The sequence below is a fragment of the Kribbella aluminosa genome, assembly GCF_017876295.1.
GTDB classification, from domain to species: Bacteria; Actinomycetota; Actinomycetes; order Propionibacteriales; family Kribbellaceae; genus Kribbella; species Kribbella aluminosa.
Genome location: NZ_JAGINT010000001.1, coordinates 3,378,099 through 3,402,512 on the forward strand (window position 1 = coordinate 3,378,099; position 24,414 = coordinate 3,402,512).

Consider the following 24,414-nt stretch of genomic DNA (forward strand, 5'->3'; position numbering starts at 1 on the left):
CTTCGCCCGTGAAGCTTTGGCGGGTGGTGGCAGGTGTGCTGGCGGTCGGGTTCGTCGCGGCCGGGGTGACGCCTGCGTGGGCGTGTGCGTGCGGCGGGTACCTTCCGGACGCGCAGTCGCAGGCCCGGGCGTACGGCGAGACCGCGCTGGTGCAGCACACCGGAAGCACCGAGCAGATCACGCTGTCGATGGCCGTCCACGGTGCGTCGAAGAAGGCCGCCTGGATCATGCCGGTGCCGTCCGCGGCGAAGGTCGAGCTGGGCGACAGCGAGCTGTTCTGGCGGCTCGACCGGATGACGCAGCCGAAGCGCGTGGTGAGGAAGACCTACTGGCCGTTCCGCGACCTCGGCATCATGGCCGGCTCCCGCGGGACCGCCGCCGGAGCGCCCGGCTCCGGAGTGAACGTCCAGCAACAGATGGTCCTCGGCCCGTTCGCGGTCACCCGGCTCACCGGCACCAGTGGTACGGCGGTCACCGACTGGCTGCGCACGAACGGGTACGTCGTACCCGCCACGCTGGCCGCGAACCTGACGCCGTACCTGACCGAGAAGTGGGAGATCGTCGCGGTCAAGCTCGCGCCGAAGAAGGACGGCGAGAGCATGTACGGCGCGACGCCGCCGCTCCGGCTGACGTTCGCGTCGCAGCGGATCGTGTACCCGATGCGGCTGAGCAAGGGCGCGACCACGGCTCAGACCGTGACCGTGTACGTCGCCGCGGAGCACCGCGTGGACGCCACGAAGGTGCCGTACGACGGGGTGCGGCTGCAGCTGCTGTTCGCGGGCCGGGTCGAGGACAAGGCGTTGCCGAAGCCGGCGGACTACCTGACCGCGTACACAGCGTCGTACAGCGACCCGAGCCGGATCACCGACGATTTCACGTTCGAGCCCGCGACGAACGACGACCCGTACCAGCGGATCACGTACGTCACCGAGAACGACGGGCTGCTCAGCACGATCCTGGTACTCGCCGTCGGCGTCCTGCTGCTGGGCGGCGCCGCGGCGGTTCTCGCGCGGGTGCTGGTGAAACGCTCAGCAGCCAAACGCTAGGCTGCTCGATCGTGCCGGCTGAGAACGCGTTGCTCGCTGCCGGGATCGGTGCGGTCGTCTGCGGTCCGGCGGCGTACGCACTCGGTCCCTGGCTGATGCGACGCATCCCGGAGCCGGTGCTGGAGGAGGGCGAGAGCAAGACGTCCTACGCGTCGCTGGCGGGCAGGCGAGCGGCGCACTGGTGTGGAGGCTTGGCTGCGGTCGCAGGTGCGTTGCTGGGCTGGCTGCTCGGGCTGGATGCGGTACTACCCGCCTGGCTGGTGCTGGCTGTTGCTGGTGCGGTGCTCGGGTACATCGACGCGCGCACGCGGTACCTGCCGTCGGTCATCATCTGGCCGACGTACCTCGTCGTCGGTGTGGGGTTGCTGGGCGCGGCACTCGCCACGGGGGAGTGGGGCTCGCTGCGGCGGGCGGCGATCGCGGGGGCCATCGGGTTCGGGGTGTTCTACGTGCTGTGGTTCGCGTTCCCGCGGGGCGTCGGGTTCGGCGACGTACGGCTGTCGGGGCTGCTCGGGCTGGCGCTCGGGTGGCTCGGCTGGGGGCAGTTCGTGTCCGGGCTGTACGGCGGGTTCTTCCTCGGTGCGGTGGTCGGGATCGTGTTGATCGTCGGCCGGGTGATGACCCGCAAGCAGATGGTCCCGTTCGGGCCGTTCATGCTGGTCGGCGCGCTCGGCGGCGTCCTGCTCGGGATGCCGTTGGAGCGGTTGTACGCCGGATAGTGGAGTCCCGCACTCCACCAGATGGTTGATGTGCGGACCCGCCCGCGCTTCCTAGGGTCGAGGTATTCGAACTCGGGAGGGAATCTTCTATGCCAGTCAGTCGTCGTGGCCTGTTGGCCGGAACCGCAGTCGCAGGCGCAGCGCTCGCAATTCCTGGTACGGCGTCCGCCGCGCCGGTGGCGGCGAGCACCGGTGCCAGGATCGGCCCGGACGACGTGCGCTACCAGGACCTCGTCACCCGTGGGCAGAACCGGCGCTTCGTCGGCAAGCCCGACTACGTCCGGGTGATCCAGTCGCCGCAGGACGCCGTCGCCGCGGTCCAGGACGCGGTCCGCAGCGGCAAGCGGATCGCGGTGCGCGGGGGTGGGCACTGCTTCGAGGACTTCGTGGACAGCAGCGACATCGAGGTCGTGCTGGACATGTCGACGAACACCACGATCAGCTGGGACCCGCAGTACCGGGCGTTCTCGATCGGTTCCGGGGCGATCCTGGAGAACGTCTACAAGGAGCTGTTCTTCGGCTGGGGCGTGACCGTGCCGGGCGGCGGCTGCCTGGGCGTCGGAGTCGGCGGCCACTTCGCCGGCGGCGGGTACGGGCCGTTGTCGCGGAAGCACGGCTCGGTCGTCGACCACCTGTACGGCGTGGAGATCGTGGTCGTCGACGCCCGCGGCCGGGCGCGCACGGTGGTGGCGACCCGCGACAACGAGCACCGCGACCTGTGGTGGGCGCACACCGGAGGCGGCGGCGGGAACTTCGGCGTCGTGCTGCGGTACCTGATGCGGACCAACGGTTCGTCCGGCCGGACGCCGGAGGAATCGTTGCCCAAGGCACCGTCTGCGCTGCTGTCCAGCTTGCTGATCTACGACTGGTCGAAGACCACGCAGGCGGACTTCCACCGCACGGTGCGGAACTGGTTCGACTTCTTCGAGCGGCACAACACGCCGGACTCGCCGTATGCCACGCTGTACGCGCCGTTCATCCTCACGCACCAGAAGGCGGGCCAGTTCCTGCTGTCCACCCAGCTCGACGCCGGTGTGCCGAACGCCGAGAAGCTGCTCGCGGACTTCAACGACGCAATGACGGCCGGAGTCCAGGTGCAGCCGCAGAAGCTGCCGGTCGACTCCGGGCCGTTCCTGCACCTCACCATGGGTCGCTCGATCGGCGAGACCGCGACGCCGGGCCGGGGGAAGTACAAGGCCGGGTACCTGAAGAAGGGCTACACCGACGCGCAGATCGACGCGATGTACCGCGGGCTCACCGACACGTCGTACAACGGGCCGGGGTCGTCGATCCTGCTCGTCCCGTACGGCGGCAAGGTGAACACGGTGCCGTCGAACGCGACCGCCGCCGCGCAGCGGGACGTGGTCGCGAAGATGGTGCTCGCCGCGTCTTGGGACGACTCGGGCCAGGACGAGATGCACCTCGCCTGGGCACGCAAGGTGTACGCCGACATCTACCGCGACACGGGCGGCGCGCCGGTGCCGAACGCGGTCAGTGCCGGGTCGTACATCAACTACCCGGACGCGGACCTGGCGGATCCGGCGTACAACAAGTCCGGCGTGCCGTGGCACGACCTGTACTACCTCGGCAACTACCCGCGGCTGCAGCAGGTCAAGGCGAAGTGGGACCCGCGGAACGTGTTCCACCACAAGCTCTCGATTCAGCCTCCTGGATAGCGGGTGATCCAGGCGGTGAACGGGCCGTAGTCGCCGTGCAGGCGGTCGCGCTGGGTGAACTCCAGCACGAAGTCGTCGGCGAGCTGCAGGACCACGCCACGGCCCTCGACGGTGAAGACGAGCTCTGCGGGGAGAGCCGTCTCACCGTGCAGTGCGCCGAGGATGTTCCCGCAGATCGCGCCGGTCGAGTCGCTGTCGCCGGAGTGCGTGACGGCGAGCGCCAGCGCGTCCAGGAACTGGTCCGGCTCCGGGTACGCGAGGGAGGCGTACACGGCGATCGCGAGCGCCTCCTCCGCGATCCACCCGCCGCCGAGTCGCTCGACGGTGACCGGTCCGGCCGGCGCCGTCGCGGCCAGGTGCCGGGCGAGCGCGAGCGCCGTACTGGTCTCCTCGTGGCCCTCGTGCTGGACCAGCAGACTGGTCGCGCGGGTGATCGCGTCGTCGAGCGCGGCGCCGTCGCAGAGCTCGCGGACGATCGCGGCCAGCGTGCCGGAGGCGAGCTTGCCGGTCGGGTGACCGTGCGTGTACCCGGCGGCCTCCGCCGCCTTGCCGAACACCCAGTCCGCCGGGAAGACCGCCGGCAGCAGCCCGAACGGCGCAACCCGCATCACCCCGCCGCAACCCTTCGAATCGTTCACGGCCTGGCCGCCGAACTGCGGGATCTGCGGGCCGCCCTTGCGTGCCTCGGTCAGCGCGGTCAGGCAGGTGTTGCCCGGTGCCCGGCGTGCGTACAGCCACTGCTCACCCTGTAGCCAGCCGTTGCGGTCACCGCTCGGCCCCGGCAGCGTCTGGGTGTCGAGCCACCGGTCGTACGCGCTGTGCACGACGCCCACGGTGAAGCCGAGCCCGCGGTTGGTCCGGACGCTCGCGCGGATCAGCCCCTCGACCGTGAACAGCGTCATCTGGGTGTCGTCGGTGATCGTCCCCGGCGGCCAGCCCGGTCCGCCGTCCACGAAGCTCCGCACCCCGTCCGGGTGCTTCGCGACGATGGCCCGGCCGTCCTGGAACTCGACCGGTCCGCCGAGCGCGTCCCCGATCGCACCACCCAGCAGACACCCCCGCACCCGCGCCCGCCACGTCTCCTCCGCCTGCCGTGTCATGCCAGGACCCTATCCATGGTGGTGCCAGCGCTACCCCCAAGACGGGATCTGGGGCCAGTTCGTGCGGCGCCTTCCTCTTCTACGGTCGTTGTTACAAGCAACCGATCTTCCGAGGAGCACACGATGACCACCGCACTCCGTCGTACCGCCGGGCGCCTGGCCGTGGCGGCGCTCGCCACGACAGCTCTCACCGGCGCCGCGATCGCCGGCGGTCAGGCAGCCGGCGCCACCACCTCCTGCAAGACGTCCCCGATCGTCAAGACCTTCAACGCCGTCCTCGCCGTCCGCACCGGCTCGACCGAGTCCACCAACGCCTGCCACTGAGTGCAGGTCGCGGTGGTGCTCGATCCCTTCGGCTGAGACCGGGGTCCGGGGGCCGGGACGGCCGTGAAAGAATCGGGGCATGCTGCGCTGGCTCACCGCCGGCGAGTCGCACGGACAAGCGCTCGTCGCCGTACTCGAAGGTCTTCCCGCAGGCGTTGAGGTCACCACGGACGACGTGGCCGACGCCCTGGCTCGTCGTCGGCTCGGCTACGGCCGTGGCGCCCGGATGAAGTTCGAGCGGGACGAGGTGACGTTCCTCGGCGGGTTCCGGCACGGGCTGACCCTCGGCAGCCCGGTCGCGATCCAGGTCGGCAACACCGAGTGGCCCAAGTGGGAGCAGGTGATGAGCGCCGATCCGGTGGACAGCGAGACGCTGGCCGGCCTGGCGCGGAACGCCCCGCTGACCCGCCCGCGGCCGGGTCACGCCGACCTGGCCGGCATGCAGAAGTACGGGTTCGACGAGGCCCGGCCGGTGCTCGAGCGGGCCAGCGCCCGGGAGACCGCGGCCCGGGTCGCGCTCGGCGAGGTCGCGGCCCGGTTCCTCCGGCAGGCGTACGGCGTGACGATCGTCAGCCACGTCGTCGAGCTCGGCACGGTCAAGGCGCCGTACGGCGTGATCCCGGCGTACGGCGATGTCGCGCAGCTGGACGCGGACCCGGTGCGCTGCCTGGACCCGGACGCGAGCAAGCAGATGGTCGCCGAGATCGACGCCGCGCAGAAGGCCGGCGACACGCTCGGCGGTGTGGTCGAGGTGGTCGTGGACGGTCTGCCGCCGGGCCTCGGCAGCTACGTGCACTGGGACCGCCGGCTGGACTCGAAGCTGGCCGGTGCGCTGATGGGTATCCAGGCGATCAAGGGCGTCGAGCTCGGCGACGGCTTCGAGCTGGCCCGGACGCCGGGTTCGCAGGCGCACGACGAGATCGTCGCCGAGGACGGTGCGGTACGCCGTACCAGCGGTCGCTCGGGTGGTACCGAGGGCGGCATGAGCACCGGCGAGACGCTCCGGGTGCGGGCCGCGATGAAGCCGATCGCGACCGTGCCACGGGCGCTCCGCACGATCGACACCGCCACCGGGGAGGCCACGGCAGCGCACCACCAGCGCTCGGACGTCTGCGCCGTACCGGCCGCGGGGATCGTCGCCGAGGCGATGGTCGCGCTGGTGCTGGCCGACGTGTCGCTGGAGAAGTTCGGCGGCGACTCGGTCGGGGAGACCGCGCGCAACCACCGGTCGTACCTGGCTCAGCTGCCGAAGACCATCACCCCGCGGGAGTGGGAGTGAGCCCGGTCGTCGTCCTGGTCGGCCCGCCCGGATCCGGGAAGTCGACGATCGCCGCGCTGCTCTCGAAGCGGCTCGGGGTCGCGCACCGGGACACCGACGTCGACATCGAGGCGACGGCCGGCAAGCCGATCTCGGACATCTTCGTCGACGAGGGCGAGCCGCTTTTCCGCTCGCTCGAGCGGGCCGCGATCGTGGCCGCGCTGCAGGACGCCGGTGCGGTGCTGTCGCTCGGCGGCGGCGCGATCCTGGACCCCGACACCCGCGCCGACCTGGCCGGCCACACCGTGGTCTTCCTGGACGTCAGCCTGGGCGAGGCAACCAAGCGCGTCGGCCTCAGCGTCGCCCGCCCGCTGCTCCTCGGCAACGTCCGCACCCAGCTCCGCAACCTGATGGAGGCCCGCCGCCCCCTGTACGGCGAGGTCGCCAAACTCACCGTCCTCACCGACAGCAAAACCCCGACCCAAATCGCCGACGAAATCCAGGAGCACCTCGGATGACCGACGAAACCGCCTCCGGCGCTCAGCTCCGCGAGCAGTCCGGGGCTGTCGGGGTTGGCCGGCCGGGCGGCGCATCCACCAGGATCCGGGTTGCCGCGGCTGCGCCGTACGACGTGGTCATCGGCAACAACCTGTTGGGGGAGCTGCCCAGCTTGCTGGGTGAAGGTGTGCAGCGGGTTGCTGTGGTTCACCCGCGGGCGCTGCGGGAGACCGGGGACGCGATTCGGGACGACCTGACCGCGTCCGGGTTCACCGCGCATGCGATCGAGATCCCGGACGCCGAAGAGGCCAAGACCGCGGAGGTGCTGGCGTACTGCTGGTCGGTGCTCGGGCAGGCCGGGTTCACGCGCTCGGACGCGATCGTCAGCGTCGGCGGCGGGACGACCACGGACCTCGCCGGGTTCGTCGCGGCGACCTGGCTGCGCGGCGTGAAGGTCGTGCACATCCCGACCACGCTGCTTGGCATGGTCGACGCGGCGGTCGGCGGCAAGACCGGGATCAACACCGCCGAGGGCAAGAACCTGGTCGGCGCGTTCTGGGAGCCGGCCGGCGTGCTGTGCGACCTGGCTGCGCTCGACAGCCTGCCGAAGAACGACTACGTCAGCGGCCTCGCCGAGGTCGTGAAGTGCGGGTTCATCGCCGACCCGATGATCCTCGACCTGGTCGAGAAGGACCCGGCCGCGGTCACCAGCCCGTCGTACGGCGCCACCGCGGAGCTGATCGCCCGCTCCATCCAGGTGAAGGCCGACACCGTCGGGGCGGACCTGCGCGAGCGGACCACGACCGCGGGCGGCCGGATCGGCCGCGAGGCGCTGAACTACGGCCACACGCTCGGCCACGCGATCGAGCGCGTCGAGCGGTACAAGTGGCGGCACGGCGCCGCGATCAGCATCGGCATGGTGTTCGTCGCCGAGCTGGCCCGCGCGGCCGGCCGGTTGGACGACCCGACCGCCGACCGGCACCGCGCCGTACTGGAGTCCCTCGGCCTCCCGGTCAGCTACCGCGCGGACGCCTGGCCGCACCTGCAGGACGCGATGAAGCTCGACAAGAAGACCCGCGCCGACCGCCTGCGGTTCGTGATCCTCGACGGCCTGGCCAAGCCGACGATCCTGGAAGCCCCGGACCCGAGCCTCCTGGTCGCGGCGTACGGCGAGATCGGTTAGGCAGCCTCCTGGGTTATCCGTTGGCACGCGGGACGGCCACCGGATCGGGGAGCTGATCCCCTTGCGACGTCCGGCAACGTGGAGGTTGGGGAGGCTCTCGTCCCGTTCCGGGAGGGTAATCTCCCCAACCCGGTCCCCGGGCTTGAACGGCCCAGTGGGGGCCATCTTTGTGAACCAGATCCGCGAGTCAGCGCCTCTGGGGACGGCTCCGGTGCACTGGTCCGCGGCCGAGCGCTACCCGGCCGCGGTCGCCGAGGCCGAGTTGGCGTTCGACCGACTAGGGTGAACGATGTGAGCAAGCGAGTACTGGTACTGAACGGGCCGAACCTCGGGCGGCTGGGATCGCGGGAGCCGGAGAAGTACGGGACGACGACGTTCGCCGAGCTGACCGGGGTGTGCGAGAAGACCGGGGCGGAGCTGGGCTTCGAGGTCGACGTCCGGCAGACCGACGACGAGGCGGAGCTGGTCGGCTGGCTGCACGAGGCCGCCGACGACCGGACTCCCGTCGTACTGAACCCGGCCGCCTTCACCCACTACTCGTACGCGCTGCGGGACGCGATCGCGCAGCGGACCGCGCCGCTGATCGAGGTCCACCTCACGAACCCGGCCACCCGCGAGGAGTTCCGGCACACCAGCGTCGTCGCCGGGGTCGCGACCGGGACCATCGCCGGCTTCGGCCTCGACTCGTACCGGCTCGCGCTCCGGGCTTTGACCACGCTGGATTCATAACCAACGTGCCCCATCGGGCATCAGGGTGAGTGTGGGCATCACTCGGCGCGATGGGGGACAAGGATGACGATTCCGGTCTGGGTGCAGACGCTCGACCCGTTGTCGCGGTTCGGCTTGGTGCATGCGATGGAGCGCAGTCCGGAGATCTTGCTGACCGACGAGCCCGGGCCGGACGTGGTCGCGCTGATCGCCGTCGACGCCCTCGACGCCCTCGCGGTGCAGGTCGTGCGGGGCGCGACGGAGCGCGGCTGCGGCCGGCTCGTACTGATCGGCAGTTCGATCGACGACGACGCGCTGATGACGGCGGTGGACCTGGGCGTGTCCGGCGTACTGCGTCGTACCGAGGCCACCGCGGACCGGATCGTGCACCTCGTGCAGGCCGCCGCCGCGGGTGACGGCGGCCTGCCGACGCACCTGTTGAGCCGTCTGCTCGGGCAGGTGCCGCGCGTCAGCAGACTGCCGCACGCAGGTCTCTCCGACCGCGAGACGCAGGTACTGCGACTTGTTGCTGACGGCAAGGACACGCAGGAGATCGCCCGCGAGCTGTCCTACTCGGAGCGCACGGTCAAGAACGTCCTGCACGCCGTCACCAGCCGCCTGCAACTCCGCAACCGCTCACACGCTGTCGCGTACGCCCTTCGCCAGGGCTTGATCTAGCAGCAGCTCCGGATGCGCCTCATCCGACGAGTACCCGTGGTTCCTCAACAGCGACAGGCTTCGGCGTACGACGGATCTGTGCGCCGATGAGTGCTGCCAGCACGATGAGACCGCCGAGGGCCTGCAGTGGAGCCAGGTGCTGGTTGAGTACCAGCCAGCCCAGTGTGGTCGCTACGACCGGGCTGAGTAGGCCTAGGAACGTGACCTCGGTAGGAGCGAGCTCCCGGAGTCCCCGGAACCACAGGGCATACGCGACGGCCGAGCCGAACAGCGCGAGGTACGCGTAGCCCGCAACGTTCCGCAGGGTGAAGTCGGGCAGCGATCCTTCGACCAGGACGGTGATCGGCAGCAGTACGAGTCCACCGGCGACCAGCTGCCAACCGGTAGTGGCCAGTAGGGGAGCGGGCGACGTCCAGCGCTTGCTGAGTACGACGCCGAACGCCATCACGACGGCACCACCGACAGCAGCCAGGACGCCCCAGCCGTCGAGCCGTGCGCTGGCACGCAGCACCAGCAGGCCGACGCCGAAGATGCCGGCGATCGCAGTGAGCACGGTGTGCAGGGACAGCCGTTGCCGTAGCAGTGCCGCCGACAGTAGTGCGACCAGCACCGGCTGGATGGCTCCGACTGTTGCAGCGACGCCGCCAGGTAGCCGGTAGGCGCAGACGAAGAGCAGAGCGTTGAAGGCGCCGATGTTGAGCGTGCCGAGAACCAGAGAGCGCCACCACCAGCTACCGCGCGGCAGGACGCGGGTGATCGCGACCAGCAGCACACCGGCCGGCAGCGCCCGCAGGAACGCGGCCAGCAGTGGACGGTGCGGCGGGAGCAGCTCGGTGGTGACCAGGTACGTAGTGCCCCAGAACATCGGCGCGATGGCCGTGAACACCAGGATGAGGGCTCGTCGATTGCTTAGCACTAAGACAAAATATCTCAACACTAAGATAGTTTCAAGTCTCTCATCGCTAAGCGATCTGGCGCTAGGCTGGGTGGATGGCAGATCACGTCGACCTGGTGCTCGAGCAGTGGCGCGCGCGGCGACCGGACCTGGACGCGTCGCCGATGGGGATCATCGGCCGGATGAGCCGGCTCGGTGCGCTGTTCGACGCCGAGCTCCGGCGGAACTTCGCGAAGCACGACCTGGACCGGGCGTCTTTCGACGTCCTGGCGACGCTGCGGCGCAGCAACCCCGAGCACAGCCTGACCCCGGCCGGCCTGATGCACTCGTCGATGGTCACGTCCGGCGCGATCAGCCAGCGGCTCGACCGGCTGGAGGCCCGCGGCCTGGTCACGCGCGCGCCCAGTGAGACCGACCGGCGCGGTGTCCAGGTGACGCTGACGCCGGAAGGGCTCGAGCTGATCGACAAGGTGCTGCCGACCCATGTCGACACCGAGTCGCAGCTGCTCACCGGCCTGTCGAAGGCCGAGCGCGATCAGCTGGCGGGGCTGCTGCGGACGCTGCTCGAATCGCTCGGGGACAAGCGGGACTGACGATGACGGGCGCCGGCGCGGTCTCGTTGCGGACGGCCCTCGTCCGGCACCTGACCTCGATCGGCACGATCCGCGACCGGCGGATCGCCGCCGCGTTCCAGGCGGTACCGCGGCACGTGTTCGTCCCGCACGTCCCGCTGGAGATCGCGTACGCCGACGACGTCGTACCGATGAAGCAGGACCGGACCGGGGTGCTGACGAGCTCGGTGTCGCAGCCGAGCATCATCGCGCTGATGCTGCAGCAGGCCGCGATCCGGCCGGGGGACCGGGTGCTGGAGATCGGGTCCGGCGGCTACAACGCCGCCCTGCTGCGGGAGCTGGCCGGTCCGGACGGTGCGGTGACCACGGTCGACATCGACGCCGACGTGACGCGGCGGGCACGGGCATCGCTGGACAAGGCCGGGTACGGCGATGTGGCCGTCGTACGGGCCGACGGCGAGTTCGGCGATCCCGGGCGGGCGCCGTACGACCGGATCGTGGTGACGGTGACCGCGTGGGAGGTTGCGCCCGCGTGGCTGCGGCAGCTCCGGCCGGACGGGCGCATCGTCGTACCGCTGCGGGTCCGGGGGCAGACGCGGTCGGTGGCGTTCGACCGGGTCGGGGAGCACCTGGAGAGCAGGTCCACGACGATGTGCGGGTTCGTCAGCATGCAGGGGGCCGGTGCGCACTACGAGCGGTACCAGGACGGGCTGACGTACGACGAGGACCAGGAGGACGAGCCGCATCCGGAGGGCGACGTACTGGAGCTGCGATGCGAGCAGGAGTGGTCAGGGCTCCAGGTACATCGTGAGGAGCCGTTGCTGGACCTCTACCTGTGGCTGGCGGCCACACTGCCCGGGTATTGCGCGCTGGACGGAGAAGGGGTGGCAGCTGTCGCAACGGCGGACAGCCTGGCCTACGTGTCCAGGCGGCGCGGCCGGGACGAGTCACACGTCGAGCTTGGGTGTACTGGCCATGGCCCGGAGGCGCGCGTGTTGATCGACCGTGTGCTCGAGCAGATGCGTCAGTGGGACGGTCAGCACCCGACGTTCCAGGTGCATCCGATAGGCGCTGGGCTGCCGCCAGGCTTCCACATCGCCCGGCGGCACAGCTACATCAGCGTGCAGTGGGAGGCGTAGGCAGCGGCGGGTTGCTGACGGTCTGCCAGAGCTCGTCGATGTCGGACCGGTCGTCCGGCTCGGGCGTGTCCACCCAGCCGCTGGCCCAGACGTTCTCCTCGCGGTCGTCCAGGTTGAAGATCGACTGCGCGAACGCCGCGGAGCCGACGTACCGCCCGTTGTCCTCGTCGGGCTCGTCCGCCGTCTCGGGCCTGGTGGAGGTCGGCGGCGTGACCAGGGACCGCGCGTACCGCTGTGCTTCGAGAAGCCCGAGCTCGCGCTCGTCGCTGAGCAACCGGACCGCGCCGACCTCGTTGCCGGCGCTCATCAGGTTGCGCACTCTGGTGTCCAGGTCCTGCTTGGTGGACGGCAGGTTGTTCTGCGGCGGCCGATGCCCGGGCGGCTGGTGGGGTGCCGGGTTCTGCTGCAACGGATACTGCTGGAACTGGCCGGGTGCCTGGTAGCCACCGGCCGGCGGGTACGGCGAGACCGCACCGGGCTGCGTCGGCGTCTGGCCCGGAGAAGCCCACTCGCCGGGGCGGGCCGACTGGCGGCCGTTCTGCAGGAGCTGCTGGAGGACGGCCGCGGCCTGCTGGCTGCCGGTCAGGTTCCCGGCCTGGGCCGGGAACGAGGGCTGACCCGCCTGGGGTGCCCGCGGCGGTCCGCCCGGTCCGGCGGCCTGGGTGAACTGCCCCTGGAACTGGATCGGCTGGTTGCCGCCCTGCTGCGCCTGGATCTTCTGCACCAGCGCCTGCACGCGCGCGTTCTGCCTGGCCTGCTTGGTCTGCTTGCTGTTGCCGCGGTTGGACTGCTGCCGTGCCTTGGTGATCAGGCTCAGCACGATCATCACCACGACGAAGATCACGAACTGCGTCATCGCCCGGCCCTCCTGCCCGTCGCGCGGTCTGAACTGCCAGCCTACGGCCCACCAGGGCTAGCGGATCGACACGAATCGGAGGAATCCGGGTCTGACCGCTACAATTTCGTGTTACCGCTGATCGAATTCGAAGGGCATACCCGCGTGGCATCGACGAACGACCTCAAGAACGGCATGGTGCTCGACCTGGACGGACAGCTGTGGTCCGTTGTCTGGTTCCAGCATCACAAGCCGGGCAAGGGCGGCGCCATCGTCCGGACCAAGCTCAAGAACGTGCTGTCCGGCAAGGTGGTGGACAAGACCTTCAACGCCGACGTCAAGGTCGACGTGGCCACGGTCGACAAGCGCGACATGACCTACCTGTACAACGACGGCACGGCGTACGTGTTCATGGACAAGTCGACGTACGAGCAGCTGCAGCTTCAGCCCGAGGTGGTCGGCGAGGCGGTGCACTTCCTGCTGGAGAACCAGGACGCCATCGTCGCGGTGCACGACGACCTCCCGCTGTACGTCGAGCTCCCGGCCTCGGTCGAGCTCACCGTCGAGTACACCGAGCCGGGTCTGCAGGGTGACCGCTCCAGCGGTGGCACCAAGCCGGCCAAGCTGGAGACCGGCTACGACATCCAGGTCCCGCTGTTCCTGACCACCGGCGAGAAGGTCAAGGTCGACACCCGCACGGGTGACTACCTCGGCCGCGTCACGTCCTGAGCTCTTACATCCAGAGGTCTTACACAGAGAGCTGACAACAGAACATGTCTGCCCGTAGCAAGGCCCGCAAGCGCGCACTGGACGTGCTGTTCGAGTCCGAGGTCAGGGGGCTGCCGGTCGGCGGCACCCTGGCGGACCGGGTGGCGGACAACGACCCGCCGGTGAACGAGTTCACCGTGGCGCTGGTCGAGGGAGTGGCGAAACACGCCGAGCAGATCGACGAACTGCTCGAGACGCATTCGGTGGGCTGGTCGCTGGACCGGATGCCGGCCGTCGACCGGAACGTGCTCCGGATCGGTGCCTACGAGCTGCTGTACGACGACCAGGTCCCGGACGTGGTCGCGGTGAGCGAGGCGGTGGCGCTGGCGCGGGACCTGTCGACCGACGAGTCCCCGGCGTTCGTGAACGGTCTGCTGGCCAGACTGCTGCAGCTGAAGCCGACACTGGGTCTTTGAGACCGAGGGGGCGAGTCCCTCTTGTGCTCTCCCGCTGTGCTACCTGGCCCGGTGACCGTCTCGGTACGGTCCCGGGCCGCCTTGTGCGGGTTGCGTGCGGTCCTGCTGTGCTGTGCTGCTGTGAGGTGGTGCGTGGTGGAAGGCGGGCGGCCGCGGGCCAGCTGCTACAAGCCCCGACCGTCAAGTGCCTTCACCTGGTGATCAGGCGCCGGCAGCCTCGGACGACTCCTCGACGTCACCCTTCGCCTCGGGGTTCAGGACTCCCCAGGAGATGAAGCGCTCGGTCAGCGTCGTCGGCGACTCGTCGTAGATCACCGCGAGCGTGCGCATGTCGTCCTGACGGATCGACAGCACCTTGCCGTTGTAGTCCCCACGCTGAGCCTGGATCGTGGCCGCGTACCGCGTCAGCGGACCGGCCTCGCTCGCGTCGAGGTGTTGCAGAGCCTCCAGGTCGAGGATCAACCGGGGCGGAGCGGCTGCCGCAGCGGCCGCGCTGGCGTTTCCAGGAAGCAGTTCACGGATCGGTACGCCGTAGAAATCGGCGAGTTCCGCAAGCTTCTGGACCGTGACGGCCCGATCGCCACGCTCGTAAGAGCCGACGACGACCGCCTTCCAGCGACCCTTGGACTTCTCTTCTACACCATGCAGCGACAGCCCTTGCTGCTGGCGGATGGCGCGCAACTTGCCACCCAGTGTCTTCGCGTATTCGCTCGGCACGCTGGTTCTTCCCTCCAACTAGTTTCGTTCGGTCCGGCCTGCCGGAACGGGCCGGGTCTTGAAACCCCCCTCGATTACACAGAGTAACAATATTCCGGAGCGTAGGCCAGCGTCAAGACGGCGTGTCACATCCGATACCATGTCAAGCGGTCCGAACGTCCTTTAAAGACCTGTCCAGAGAGGCAGGAAAGGAGGAACGGTAGCGATGAGCCCTGCCCAGAGCGCAGAGCACCCCGAGTTCACGCAGCCGCCGAATCGCAGCAGCCGCGAGGTCCTCGACGCTTCCGACATTTCCCGGGCACTGACCCGGATCGCCCACGAGATCCTCGAGCGGAACCGCGGCGCCGACCCGGTCGTCCTGCTCGGCATCCCCACCCGCGGAGTTCCGCTCGCGCAGCGCGTCTCCGCCCGGATTCAGGCCGTTGAAGGGCAGAGCGTGCCCACAGGGTCACTCGATGTGACCATGTACCGCGACGACATCGGTCTCAAACCACCCCGTGGCCTGGAGCACACCGACATCCCGGCGGACGGGATCGACGGCAAGGTCGTGGTGCTGGTCGACGACGTGCTGTTCTCCGGCCGGACGATCCGCGCGGCACTGGACGCGCTCGGCGACATCGGCCGCCCGCGCGCCGTACAGCTCGCCGTCCTGGTGGACCGCGGGCACCGCGAGCTGCCGATCCGCGCCGACTACGTGGGCAAGAACCTGCCGACCTCCCTCGTGGAACGCGTCACAGTGCACCTCACCGAGTTCGACGGGGAAGACGCCGTACTGATCGCCGACAAGGGGGCGAAGTGAAGCATCTGCTGAGTGCGGCCGACCTGAGCCGCGACGAGGCCGACCTGGTCCTCGACACCGCCGAGGAGATGCGGTCGCTGGCCGACCGCCCGATCAAGAAGCTGCCCGCGCTGCGCGGCCGGACCGTGGTGAACCTGTTCTTCGAGGACTCCACCCGGACCCGGATCTCGTTCGAGGCGGCCGCCAAGCGGCTGTCCGCGGACGTCATCAACTTCTCCGCCAAGGGCTCGAGCGTGAGCAAGGGCGAGAGCCTCAAGGACACCGCGCTGACGCTGCAGGCGATGGGCGCCGACGCCGTCGTCTGCCGGCACGGCTCGTCCGGCGCGCCGCACCTGCTGGCGAAGTCCGGCTGGATGACCGGCTCGGTGGTGAACGCCGGCGACGGTACTCACGAGCACCCGACGCAGGCGCTGCTGGACGCGTTCACGATGCGCCGCCACCTCGGCTCGCTGGAGGGCCGCCGGATCACGATCGTCGGCGACGTCCTGCACTCCCGGGTCGCCCGGTCGAACGTGCTGCTGCTGTCCACGCTCGGCGCCGAGGTGACGGTCGTCGCCCCGCCGACGCTGCTGCCGGTCGACATGAGCAACTGGCCGTGCGGCACGTCGTACGACTTCGACTCGGTGCTGCCGAAGAGCGACGCGGTGATGATGCTGCGGGTGCAGCGCGAGCGGATGAACGACGCGTACTTCCCGAGCGCCCGCGAGTACAGCCGGCGGTACGGCCTGGACCGGAACCGGATGGCGCAGCTGCCGGACGAGGCGATCGTGCTGCACCCCGGCCCGATGAACCGCGGGATGGAGATCAGCGCCGAGGTCGCCGACTCCACCCGCTCGGTGATCGTCGAACAGGTCACGAACGGCGTGGCCATCCGGATGGCCGTCCTGTATCTGATGTTGTCGGGCAGTAACGAAGAGGAGCAGAAGGCATGACCGCATCCCTGGTCACCGGCGCGCGCATTCTTGGCGGCGAGGTGGCGGACCTGCTGATCGACAACGGCGAGATTGTTGCTGTCGGAACCGGCCTCGCCCGGCCCGACGGCGTCGCGACGATCGACGCCGAGGGCCTGATCGCGCTGCCCGGGCTGGTCGACCTGCACACGCACCTGCGGGAGCCGGGCCGCGAGGACGCGGAGACCGTGTTCACCGGCACCCGGGCCGCCGCCAAGGGCGGGTTCACCGCGGTGTTCGCGATGGCCAACACCGACCCGGTCGCCGACACCGCCGGCGTCGTCGAGCAGGTCTGGCGGCTCGGCCGCGACGCCGGGTACGCCGACGTGTACCCGATCGGCGCGGTCACCGTCGGCCGGAAGGGAACGCAGCTCGCGGAACTGGGCGCGATGGCGGACTCCGCCGCACGGGTCCGGGTGTTCTCCGACGACGGCGACTGTGTCTGGGACGCCGCGCTGATGCGCCGCGCCCTGGAGTACGTGAAGGCGTTCGGCGGAGTGATCGCCCAGCACGCGCAGGAGCCGCGGCTCACCCAGGGTGCGCAGATGAACGAGGGCGCGCTGTCGGGCGTCCTCGGCCTGACCGGCTGGCCGAGCGTCGCCGAGGAGGCCATCATCGCGCGCGACATCCTGCTGAACGCGCACGTCGGCTCGAAGCTGCACGTCTGCCACCTGTCCACCAAGGGTTCGGTGGAGATCGTCCGTGCCGCCAAGCGCCGCGGGCTCGAGGTGACCGCCGAGGTGACGCCGCACCACCTGCTGCTCACCGAGGACCTCGCCGCCTCCTACAACCCGGTGTACAAGGTGAACCCGCCGCTGCGCACCAAGGAAGACGTCGAGGCGGTCCGCGAAGGGCTGGCCGACGGCACCATCGACATCGTCGCCACCGACCACGCGCCGCATCCGGTCGAGGACAAGGACTGCGAGTGGAGCGCGGCCGCTTTCGGTATGACCGGGCTGGAGACGGCGCTGAGCGTCGTACAGCACGCGATGGTCGACACCAAGCTGCTCAGCTGGGCCGACGTCGCCGACCGGATGAGCTACCGTCCGGCCGCGATCGGCCAGGCAGCGGAGCACGGCCGGCCGCTCGCGGTCGGTGCGCCCGCGAACGTGGTGCTGTACGACCCGCGCGTCGAGCAGACCGTCGTACCGAGTGCTTCGGTGTCGCTGTCGCGGAACACCCCGTTCGAAGGGATGACGCTGCCGGGCAAGGTGGTCGCGACCTTCCTGCGCGGCGAGGCCACCGTGCTGGAGGGTGAGCTGACCCGATGAAGGCCTTCCTGGGCATTCTCGGCACGCTGCTGGTGCTGGCGGCGGGCTACTTCGGGATGTACCGGGGCTGGCGGAACCGCCAGGCCCGGCAGGCCGACCTGTCGCCGTTGCCCACGGCACCAGCTGACGACACACGGGGCGTCGAGGGCGTGTACGTCGCGACGACGAGCGCCGGCGACTGGATGGACCGGATCGCCGTCCACGAACTGGGCGTCCGCAGCATCGCGGACCTGGCCGTCAGCGCGGACGGTCTGATCTTCCACCGGCAGGGCGCGGGGGACGTGTTCATCCCCGCGGACCACCTCATCGGGGTCCGGACCGACCGTGGCATCGCCGGCAAGGTGACCGCGGAGAAGTCCGGCCTGGTGGTGGTCACCTGGACCCACGACGGCCGCGAGCTGGACACCGGGTTCCGCCCGCGCCGGAAGGCCGACACCGCCGCCCTGACCGAATCCATCGCAACACTGATCGGAGCCGAGCACAGATGAGCCAGCCTGCCCAGAGAAAGGCACTGCTCGTCCTCGAAGACGGCCGGTCGTTCGCCGGTACGTCGTACGGGGCGACCGGAGAGACCTTCGGCGAGGCGGTGTTCACCACCGGGATGACCGGGTACCAGGAGACACTGACCGACCCCTCGTACCACCGGCAGATCGTCACCCAGACCGCGCCGCACATCGGCAACACCGGGATCAACGACGAGGACGACGAGTCGCAGAAGATCTGGGTCGCCGGGTACGTCGTCCGCGACCCTGCCCGGGTGCCGTCCAATTGGCGCGCCACCCGGTCGCTCGACGACCAGCTGCAGGCGCAGGACATCGTCGGGATCTCCGGGATCGACACCCGCGCGCTGACCCGGCACCTGCGTGAACGCGGCGCGATGCGGGCCGGCATCTCGACCGAGATCCTGGACGCCGGCGAGCTGCTGAAGAAGGTCCTGGAGCAGCCGCCGATGGTCGGCGCCGACCTGGCCACCGAGGTGACGACGTTCGCGCCGTACGTCGTGCCCGCTCTCGGAGAACGTAGGTTCACCGTGGTCGCCCTCGACCTCGGGATCAAGTCGATGACGCCGAAACGGATGGCCGAGCGCGGCATCGAGGTCCACGTGGTGCCCGCGAACACCTCGCTGGAGCAGGTGCTCGCGATCAACCCCGACGGCATCTTCATGAGCAACGGCCCGGGCGACCCGGAGACCACCGAACACCCGACGGAGCTGCTCAAGGAGCTGTTGCAGCGGGGCAAGCCGTACTTCGGGATCTGCTTCGGCAACCAGGTGTTCGGGCGGGCGCTCGGGCTCGGCACGTTCAAGCTGAAGTACGGGCACCGCGGCATCAACCAGCCGGTGCTCGACCGGGCCACCGGGAAGGTCGAGATCACCGCGCAGAACCACGGCTTCGCGGTGGACGCGCCACTGGACGGTCCGGTTGAGACGCCGTACGGGACCGTCGAGGTGTCGCATGTCTCGCTCAACGACAACGTGGTCGAAGGGCTCCGGCTCACCAAGGACGGCAAAGTGCTGGCCTTCTCGGTGCAGTACCACCCCGAGGCGGCGGCGGGTCCGCACGACTCGGCGTACTTGTTCGATCGATTCGTCGAACTGATGGAAGGACGGGCCTGATGCCACGTCGTACAGACATCGAGTCGGTCCTGGTGATCGGGTCCGGCCCGATCGTGATCGGCCAGGCCTGCGAGTTCGACTACTCCGGGACCCAGGCCTGCCGAGTGCTCCGCGAGGAGGGCTTCCGGGTCGTCCTGGTGAACTCCAACCCGGCCACGATCATGACCGACCCGGAGTTCGCGGACGCGACGTACGTCGAGCCGATCACGCCGGAGTTCGTCGAGAAGGTGATCGAGAAGGAGCGCCCGAACGCCCTGCTCGCCACCCTCGGCGGCCAGACCGCGCTGAACGCGGCGATCGCGCTGCACGACAACGGCGTACTGGAGAAGTACGGCGTGGAGCTGATCGGCGCCTCCGTCGACGCGATCCAGCGCGGTGAGAACCGGGAGTCGTTCAAGCACATCGTCGAGAAGCTCGGGGCGGAGACCGCGCGGTCGGTGATCTGCCACACGCTCGACGACGTGATGGGCGCGGCCGCCGAGCTCGGGTACCCGCTGGTCGTGCGGCCGTCGTTCACGATGGGCGGCGTCGGCAGCGGGATGGCGTACGACGAGGCCGACCTGCGCCGGATCGCCGGCGCCGGGCTGCACGCCTCGCCGACGACGGAGGTGCTGATCGAGGAGTCGATCCTCGGCTGGAAGGAGTACGAGCTGGAGGTGATGCGCGACAAGGCCGACAACGTCGTGATCATCTGCTCGATCGAGAACGTCGACCCGATGGGTGTCCACACCGGCGACTCGGTCACGGTCGCGCCGGCGATGACGCTGACCGACCGCGAGTACCAGGTCATGCGGGACCTTGCCATCGGCATCATCCGTGAGGTCGGCGTCGACACCGGCGGCTGCAACATCCAGTTCGCGGTGGACCCGGCGGACGGCCGGCTGATCGTGATCGAGATGAACCCGCGGGTGTCCCGCTCGTCCGCGCTGGCGTCCAAGGCGACCGGCTTCCCGATCGCTAAGATCGCCGCGAAGGTCGCCATCGGTTACACGCTGGACGAGATCCCGAACGACATCACCAAGCAGACCCCGGCCAGCTTCGAGCCGACGCTGGACTACGTGGTGGTGAAGGTGCCGCGGTTCGCGTTCGAGAAGTTCCCGGCCGCGGACGCCACGCTGACCACGCACATGAAGAGCGTCGGCGAGGCGATGGCGATCGGCCGGAACTACACCGAGGCGCTGCAGAAGGCGCTCCGGTCGCTGGAGAAGCCGGAGGCGCGGTTCTCCTGGGCCGGTCAGCCGTCGGAACTCGGCCCGTTGCTGGAGGCGATCAAGACGCCGCAGGACGGCCGGCTGCGGATCATCATGGACGCGATCCGGGCCGGGGCGACGGCTCAGCAGATCTTCGACAACACGAGGATCGATCCGTGGTTCGTGGACCAGCTGTACCTGATCCACGAGACCGCGCTGCAGGTGGCGGCCGCGCCGCGGCTGACGCCCGAGGTGATCAAGCTCGCCAAGCGGCACGGGTTCTCCGACCTGCAGCTGGCCGAGATCCGCGGGCTCACCGAGGACGTGGTCCGGGGTGTCCGGCAGGCGCTCGGGATCCGGCCGGTGTACAAGACGGTCGACACCTGTGCGGCCGAGTTCAAGGCCGAGACGCCGTACCACTACTCGTCGTACGACGAGGAGACGGAAGTCGCACCGCGCGAGACCCCGGCCGTGCTGATCCTCGGCTCCGGGCCGAACCGGATCGGGCAGGGCATCGAGTTCGACTACTCGTGTGTGCACGCGTCGATGGCGCTCCGCGAGGCCGGGTACTGCACGATCATGGTGAACTGCAACCCGGAGACGGTGTCGACCGACTACGACACCTCCGACCGGTTGTACTTCGAGCCGCTCACCTGCGAGGACGTGCTCGAGATCGTGTACGCCGAGCTGCAGGCCGGGCCGGTCGCGGGCGTGATCGTCCAGCTCGGCGGCCAGACGCCGCTCGGGCTGGCGCAGCGGCTCGCGGACGCCGGCGTACCGATCGTCGGTACGTCGCCGGCCGCGATCCACCTGGCCGAAGAACGTGGCGCCTTCGGCAAGGTGCTGGCGGACGCGAACCTGCCGGCCCCGAAGCACGGTACGGCGCTGTCCGCCGAGCAGGCGCACGTGATCGCCGAGGAGATCGGCTTCCCGGTGCTGGTGCGGCCCTCGTACGTGCTCGGCGGGCGGGGGATGGAGATCGTCTACAGCTCGGCCGAGCTGGCCGCCGCGCTGGAGCGGCTGGGCGGGGGCGACGCCTTCGAGCACCCGGTGCTGATCGACCGGTTCCTGGACGACGCGGTGGAGATCGACGTCGACGGGCTGTTCGACGGGAACGAGCTGTTCCTCGGCGGCGTGATGGAGCACATCGAGGAGGCCGGGGTGCACTCCGGCGACTCGTCGTGCGCGCTGCCGCCGATCACGCTCGGGAACGCGGACATCGAGAACATCCGGCGCTCGACCGAGGCGATCGCGCGCGGGGTCGGCGTCCGCGGGCTGCTGAACGTGCAGTACGCGCTGGCCGGTGACGTGCTGTACGTCCTGGAGGCGAACCCGCGGGCCTCGCGGACGGTGCCGTTCGTGTCCAAGGCGACCGCGACACCGCTGGCGAAGGCGGCGGCCCGGGTGATGCTCGGTGCAACCATTTCCGAGCTGCGGACCGAGGGTCTGCTGCCGGCGTCCGGTGACGGTGGCACGCTGCCGCCGACGACGCCGATCGCGGTCAAGGAAGCCGTGATGCCGTTCAACCGGTTCCGGACCATCGACGGCTCGTCGGTCGACACCGTGCTCGGGCCGGAGATGAAGTCCACCGGTGAGGTGATGGGCATCGACGACACGTTCGGTACGGCGTTCGCGAAGTCCCAGGCGGGGGCGTCGCAGCCGCTGCCGACCGACGGGAAGGTGTTCGTCTCGGTCGCGAACCGGGACAAGCGGCACATGATCTTCCCGGTCAAGCGGCTCGCGGATCTCGGCTTCCAGATCTACGCGACCGAGGGCACGGCCGACGTACTGCGGCGCAACGGCGTCGAGGCCGTCACGGTCCGGAAGAGCAGCCAGGGTCCTGGTCCGAACGGGGAGCCGACGATCGTCCAGATGGTCCAGGACGGCGAACTGAACCTGATCGTCAACACCCCCATCGGCATCACCCAGGGCGGCTCACCCCGCCTCGACGGCTACGAGATCCGCAGCGCGGCGGTCGCGCGGAACATCCCCTGCATCACCACCGTGCAGGGTCTCGCGGCCGCGGTCCAGGGCATCGAGGCCCAGCGGGCCGGCGACATCGCCGTACGGTCCTTGCAGGACTGGGTCCCCAGGATCCACGGTGCCTGAGTCGGCCCTGCGGCGGCGGTCGGGGTACGAACGGTTCGTCCGGCCGGTGCTGTATCGGTTGGGGCGGGGAGATGCGGAGGTCGCGCACGAGCAGACGCTGGCCGGCCTTCGCCTCCTCGGGCGGATTCCGGGGGCAACCCGCGCCGGTGCCCGCCTGTTCGGGGCGCCCGCGGCCCGGACTGTGTTCGGCGTGCGGTTTCCTTCGCCTGTCGGGCTGGCGGCCGGGATGGACAAGAACGGGATCGCGCTGCGCGCCTGGCCCGCCATCGGGTTCGGCTTCGTGGAGGTCGGGACCGTCACCGCGCATCCCCAGCCGGGGAACGAGAAGCCGCGCCTGTTCCGCCTGGTCGAGCACGAAGCCGTGATCAACCGCATGGGCTTCAACAACCTCGGCAGCGCGGCCCTGGCCGACCGGCTGGCGGCGTACGGCGACCTCGGCTACCCGCTCGGTATCTCGATCGGCAAGTCCAAGATCACCCCGCTCGACGAAGCGGTCGGGGACTACGTGACCTCGCTGCGCCGCCTCTACCGGTACGGCGACTACTTCGCGGTGAACGTCAGCTCCCCGAACACCCCCGGCCTCCGCGAACTCCAGGACGCCGGCCACCTCAGAGAATTACTGACCGCCCTGCACGCCGAGGCCGCGGCCCTGACCGTCGCCGGTCTCGCCCCGAAACCGATCCTGGTGAAGATCGCCCCCGACCTGACCACGACCGCGATCGACGAACTCCTCCAGGTCTGCACCGACACCGGCGTCGCCGGCATCATCGCCACCAACACGACGATCGGCCGCCCCGGCGTCGAAACCCATCCGCTGTCCACGCAGACCGGCGGCCTCTCCGGCCGTCCGCTCGCCGAGATCTCGGCCAAGGTGGTCACCCACATCCATCACGAGACCGGGGGAGCGCTACCCGTCATCGGAGTAGGAGGAATCGTCGACCCGTCCGACGCAGCCCGCCTCTTCGACGCCGGCGCCAGCCTCGTCCAGGTCTACTCAGGCCTTATCTACAAGGGCCCCGCCCTCGTCCGCCAGATCAACAGGAGCTTGCCATGAGCGACAACAAACCCTTCGGCGCGCGCCTGCGCTCGGCAATGGACACCCGCGGCCCGCTGTGCGTCGGCATCGACCCGCACGCCCATCTGCTGGACGCCTGGGGCCTCCCGGACACCGCCGAGGGCCTCGCCTCGTTCACGTACGGCGTCGTGGACGCGCTCGCCGACCGGGTCGCGGTGTTCAAGCCGCAGTCCGCGTTCTTCGAGCGGTTCGGCTCGGCCGGTGTCGCCGTACTCGAGCAGGCCACGATCCGGCTCCGGGAGGCCGGCGCGTTGGTGATCATCGACGCGAAGCGCGGTGACATCGGTACGACGATGGCCGGCTACGCGTCGGCGTACCTGTCCGAGAAGGGCCCGCTGGCGTGTGACGCGCTGACGGTCAGCCCGTACCTCGGCTTCGGTTCGTTGCAGCCCGCGATCGACGAGGCACGGGCGGCGGGGGCCGGCCTGTTCGTGCTCGCGCTGACGTCGAACCCGGAGGGCCCGCAGTTCCAGTCGGCCCGCACCGCCGACGGCTCGACCGTCGCAGGCGCCGTGCTGGACGGCCTCCGGGGCCTGAACGCGGACGCGGACGGCCTCGGCTCGTTCGGCGCGGTCGTTGGGGCGACCATCAGTTCGACCGACGAGAACCTGGACATCAACGGCCCGCTGCTGGCCCCGGGCCTCGGCGCCCAGGGCGGCACCGCCGAGGGCCTCACGAGGGTCTTCGGTACGGCGGTCCGCAACGTCGTACCCTCCAGCTCCCGCGAGATCCTCGGCGCCGGCCCGGACCCCAAGGCCCTCCAGGACGCCGCCGCCCGCACCAACGACGCGTACCGGACGGTCCTCGGCTACTGACCTCAGATCTGCAGCTCGACAGTACGTACACGTCCACTGCCGACGCCGTCACGCTCAG

At 69.8% G+C, this 24,414-nt stretch carries 25 protein-coding genes; 21 read left to right on the forward strand and 4 right to left on the reverse strand.

Translation table 11 applies throughout. The annotated features are described in order from the left end of the window. The first annotated feature begins 8 nt into the window (after positions 1–8). The 3 genes from JOF29_RS16150 (at position 9) to JOF29_RS16160 (ending at position 3,441) form a co-directional block, all read left to right on the forward strand. Entirely contained in the window at positions 9–1,046 is a 1,038-nt protein-coding gene (locus JOF29_RS16150) for a DUF2330 domain-containing protein (RefSeq protein WP_209695009.1), read from the forward strand. An 11-nt stretch (positions 1,047–1,057) separates the two neighbouring features. Next, complete coding sequence (locus JOF29_RS16155; RefSeq protein ID WP_307863379.1) at positions 1,058–1,765, forward strand: prepilin peptidase; 708 nt, start codon at positions 1,058–1,060, stop codon at positions 1,763–1,765. A gap of 89 nt (positions 1,766–1,854) precedes the next feature. Beyond that, the gene (locus JOF29_RS16160) at positions 1,855–3,441 is read left to right on the forward strand and encodes an FAD-binding protein (protein WP_209695010.1); all 1,587 of its coding nucleotides are present in this window, start codon (positions 1,855–1,857) and stop codon (positions 3,439–3,441) included. Here JOF29_RS16160 and JOF29_RS16165 read toward each other — a convergent pair. Next, positions 3,426–4,541, reverse strand: a complete 1,116-nt coding sequence (locus tag JOF29_RS16165) for an ADP-ribosylglycohydrolase family protein (RefSeq protein ID WP_209695011.1) — start codon at positions 4,539–4,541, stop codon at positions 3,426–3,428. The genes JOF29_RS16160 and JOF29_RS16165 overlap by 16 nt on opposite strands. A 123-nt stretch (positions 4,542–4,664) precedes the next feature. Here JOF29_RS16165 and JOF29_RS16170 point away from each other — a divergent pair, with 123 nt between their 5' ends. The 6 genes from JOF29_RS16170 (at position 4,665) to JOF29_RS16195 (ending at position 9,190) form a co-directional block, all read left to right on the forward strand. Then, positions 4,665–4,865: a hypothetical protein gene (locus JOF29_RS16170; RefSeq protein ID WP_209695012.1), complete on the forward strand. Its 201-nt coding sequence runs from the start codon at positions 4,665–4,667 to the stop codon at positions 4,863–4,865. Between the two features lie 79 nt (positions 4,866–4,944). Next, positions 4,945–6,144: a chorismate synthase gene (gene aroC / locus JOF29_RS16175; RefSeq protein ID WP_209695013.1), complete on the forward strand. Its 1,200-nt coding sequence runs from the start codon at positions 4,945–4,947 to the stop codon at positions 6,142–6,144. Continuing rightward, positions 6,141–6,641, forward strand: coding sequence for a shikimate kinase (locus JOF29_RS16180; protein WP_209695014.1), 501 nt, complete (start codon positions 6,141–6,143; stop codon positions 6,639–6,641). The genes aroC and JOF29_RS16180 overlap by 4 nt, the downstream gene beginning before the upstream one ends. Next, a complete protein-coding gene (gene aroB, locus JOF29_RS16185; protein WP_245357615.1) occupies positions 6,638–7,804 on the forward strand; it encodes a 3-dehydroquinate synthase in 1,167 nt (388 codons plus the stop codon). The genes JOF29_RS16180 and aroB overlap by 4 nt, the downstream gene beginning before the upstream one ends. A 291-nt stretch (positions 7,805–8,095) precedes the next feature. Then, positions 8,096–8,533, forward strand: coding sequence for a type II 3-dehydroquinate dehydratase (aroQ, locus tag JOF29_RS16190; protein WP_209695015.1), 438 nt, complete (start codon positions 8,096–8,098; stop codon positions 8,531–8,533). A gap of 63 nt (positions 8,534–8,596) precedes the next feature. Continuing rightward, positions 8,597–9,190, forward strand: a complete 594-nt coding sequence (locus tag JOF29_RS16195) for a helix-turn-helix transcriptional regulator (RefSeq protein ID WP_209695016.1) — start codon at positions 8,597–8,599, stop codon at positions 9,188–9,190. A gap of 19 nt (positions 9,191–9,209) precedes the next feature. On the opposite strand, the gene JOF29_RS16200 is transcribed toward JOF29_RS16195, so the two are convergent. Next, positions 9,210–10,106: an EamA family transporter gene (locus JOF29_RS16200; protein ID WP_209695017.1), complete on the reverse strand. Its 897-nt coding sequence runs from the start codon at positions 10,104–10,106 to the stop codon at positions 9,210–9,212. Positions 10,107–10,180: 74 nt separating this feature from the next. On the opposite strand from JOF29_RS16200, the gene JOF29_RS16205 reads away from it, so the two are divergent. Both JOF29_RS16205 and fxlM read left to right on the forward strand, forming a co-directional pair. Continuing rightward, entirely contained in the window at positions 10,181–10,678 is a 498-nt protein-coding gene (locus tag JOF29_RS16205; protein WP_209695018.1) for a MarR family winged helix-turn-helix transcriptional regulator, read from the forward strand. Positions 10,679–10,680: 2 nt separating this feature from the next. Continuing rightward, a complete protein-coding gene (gene fxlM, locus JOF29_RS16210; RefSeq protein ID WP_209695019.1) occupies positions 10,681–11,796 on the forward strand; it encodes a methyltransferase, FxLD system in 1,116 nt (371 codons plus the stop codon). On the opposite strand, the gene JOF29_RS16215 is transcribed toward fxlM, so the two are convergent. After that, a complete protein-coding gene (locus JOF29_RS16215; RefSeq protein ID WP_209695020.1) occupies positions 11,774–12,652 on the reverse strand; it encodes a hypothetical protein in 879 nt (292 codons plus the stop codon). The two genes, fxlM and JOF29_RS16215, sit on opposite strands and share 23 nt — an antisense overlap. 144 nt (positions 12,653–12,796) lie before the next feature. Between JOF29_RS16215 and efp the strand changes: the two genes are divergently transcribed. Both efp and nusB read left to right on the forward strand, forming a co-directional pair. Next, entirely contained in the window at positions 12,797–13,360 is a 564-nt protein-coding gene (gene efp, locus JOF29_RS16220; RefSeq protein WP_134114737.1) for an elongation factor P, read from the forward strand. Positions 13,361–13,404: 44 nt separating this feature from the next. Then, positions 13,405–13,815: a transcription antitermination factor NusB gene (gene nusB, locus JOF29_RS16225; protein WP_209695021.1), complete on the forward strand. Its 411-nt coding sequence runs from the start codon at positions 13,405–13,407 to the stop codon at positions 13,813–13,815. Between the two features lie 201 nt (positions 13,816–14,016). Here the strand turns inward: nusB and bldD are convergent, their stop codons facing one another. Beyond that, entirely contained in the window at positions 14,017–14,532 is a 516-nt protein-coding gene (gene bldD / locus JOF29_RS16230; RefSeq protein ID WP_141851350.1) for a transcriptional regulator BldD, read from the reverse strand. A gap of 205 nt (positions 14,533–14,737) precedes the next feature. Between bldD and pyrR the strand changes: the two genes are divergently transcribed. The 8 genes from pyrR to pyrF are packed head-to-tail and all read left to right on the forward strand — an operon-like array spanning position 14,738 to position 24,356. Further along, positions 14,738–15,331, forward strand: a complete 594-nt coding sequence (gene pyrR / locus JOF29_RS16235; RefSeq protein ID WP_209695022.1) for a bifunctional pyr operon transcriptional regulator/uracil phosphoribosyltransferase PyrR — start codon at positions 14,738–14,740, stop codon at positions 15,329–15,331. Continuing rightward, positions 15,328–16,263 (forward strand): aspartate carbamoyltransferase catalytic subunit, encoded by a 936-nt coding sequence (locus JOF29_RS16240; RefSeq protein ID WP_209695023.1) that lies wholly within the window; start codon positions 15,328–15,330, stop codon positions 16,261–16,263. Before pyrR ends, JOF29_RS16240 begins: the two co-directional genes overlap by 4 nt. Continuing rightward, positions 16,260–17,552 (forward strand): dihydroorotase, encoded by a 1,293-nt coding sequence (locus JOF29_RS16245; protein ID WP_209695024.1) that lies wholly within the window; start codon positions 16,260–16,262, stop codon positions 17,550–17,552. The genes JOF29_RS16240 and JOF29_RS16245 overlap by 4 nt, the downstream gene beginning before the upstream one ends. Then, entirely contained in the window at positions 17,549–18,040 is a 492-nt protein-coding gene (locus JOF29_RS16250; RefSeq protein ID WP_209695025.1) for a PH-like domain-containing protein, read from the forward strand. Before JOF29_RS16245 ends, JOF29_RS16250 begins: the two co-directional genes overlap by 4 nt. After that, positions 18,037–19,167, forward strand: a complete 1,131-nt coding sequence (gene carA, locus JOF29_RS16255; RefSeq protein WP_209695026.1) for a glutamine-hydrolyzing carbamoyl-phosphate synthase small subunit — start codon at positions 18,037–18,039, stop codon at positions 19,165–19,167. The genes JOF29_RS16250 and carA overlap by 4 nt, the downstream gene beginning before the upstream one ends. After that, positions 19,167–22,466, forward strand: coding sequence for a carbamoyl-phosphate synthase large subunit (gene carB / locus JOF29_RS16260; protein WP_209695027.1), 3,300 nt, complete (start codon positions 19,167–19,169; stop codon positions 22,464–22,466). Before carA ends, carB begins: the two co-directional genes overlap by 1 nt. Beyond that, complete coding sequence (locus JOF29_RS16265) at positions 22,459–23,520, forward strand: quinone-dependent dihydroorotate dehydrogenase (RefSeq protein WP_307863382.1); 1,062 nt, start codon at positions 22,459–22,461, stop codon at positions 23,518–23,520. The genes carB and JOF29_RS16265 overlap by 8 nt, the downstream gene beginning before the upstream one ends. Further along, positions 23,517–24,356 carry an orotidine-5'-phosphate decarboxylase gene (gene pyrF / locus JOF29_RS16270; RefSeq protein ID WP_209695028.1) on the forward strand — a complete coding sequence of 280 codons (840 nt, stop codon included), beginning with the start codon at positions 23,517–23,519 and terminating at the stop codon, positions 24,354–24,356. Before JOF29_RS16265 ends, pyrF begins: the two co-directional genes overlap by 4 nt. Positions 24,357–24,414 lie beyond the last annotated feature (58 nt).

What these genes read in the sequence shown, in the direction of transcription:
- pyrR (WP_209695022.1), top strand. Translation starts at nt 14,738, where the DNA reads ATGAGCCCTGCCCAGAGCGCAGAGCACCCCGAGTTCACGCAGCCGCCG.
- JOF29_RS16215 (WP_209695020.1), bottom strand. Translation starts at nt 12,652, where the DNA reads ATGACGCAGTTCGTGATCTTCGTCGTGGTGATGATCGTGCTGAGCCTG.
- aroB (WP_245357615.1), top strand. Translation starts at nt 6,638, where the DNA reads ATGACCGACGAAACCGCCTCCGGCGCTCAGCTCCGCGAGCAGTCCGGG.
- JOF29_RS16165 (WP_209695011.1), bottom strand. Translation starts at nt 4,541, where the DNA reads ATGACACGGCAGGCGGAGGAGACGTGGCGGGCGCGGGTGCGGGGGTGT.
- JOF29_RS16160 (WP_209695010.1), top strand. Translation starts at nt 1,855, where the DNA reads ATGCCAGTCAGTCGTCGTGGCCTGTTGGCCGGAACCGCAGTCGCAGGC.
- JOF29_RS16250 (WP_209695025.1), top strand. Translation starts at nt 17,549, where the DNA reads ATGAAGGCCTTCCTGGGCATTCTCGGCACGCTGCTGGTGCTGGCGGCG.
- aroC (WP_209695013.1), top strand. Translation starts at nt 4,945, where the DNA reads ATGCTGCGCTGGCTCACCGCCGGCGAGTCGCACGGACAAGCGCTCGTC.
- carB (WP_209695027.1), top strand. Translation starts at nt 19,167, where the DNA reads ATGCCACGTCGTACAGACATCGAGTCGGTCCTGGTGATCGGGTCCGGC.
- JOF29_RS16195 (WP_209695016.1), top strand. Translation starts at nt 8,597, where the DNA reads ATGACGATTCCGGTCTGGGTGCAGACGCTCGACCCGTTGTCGCGGTTC.
- nusB (WP_209695021.1), top strand. Translation starts at nt 13,405, where the DNA reads ATGTCTGCCCGTAGCAAGGCCCGCAAGCGCGCACTGGACGTGCTGTTC.
- JOF29_RS16170 (WP_209695012.1), top strand. Translation starts at nt 4,665, where the DNA reads ATGACCACCGCACTCCGTCGTACCGCCGGGCGCCTGGCCGTGGCGGCG.
- pyrF (WP_209695028.1), top strand. Translation starts at nt 23,517, where the DNA reads ATGAGCGACAACAAACCCTTCGGCGCGCGCCTGCGCTCGGCAATGGAC.
- JOF29_RS16205 (WP_209695018.1), top strand. Translation starts at nt 10,181, where the DNA reads ATGGCAGATCACGTCGACCTGGTGCTCGAGCAGTGGCGCGCGCGGCGA.
- fxlM (WP_209695019.1), top strand. Translation starts at nt 10,681, where the DNA reads ATGACGGGCGCCGGCGCGGTCTCGTTGCGGACGGCCCTCGTCCGGCAC.
- carA (WP_209695026.1), top strand. Translation starts at nt 18,037, where the DNA reads ATGAGCCAGCCTGCCCAGAGAAAGGCACTGCTCGTCCTCGAAGACGGC.
- JOF29_RS16245 (WP_209695024.1), top strand. Translation starts at nt 16,260, where the DNA reads ATGACCGCATCCCTGGTCACCGGCGCGCGCATTCTTGGCGGCGAGGTG.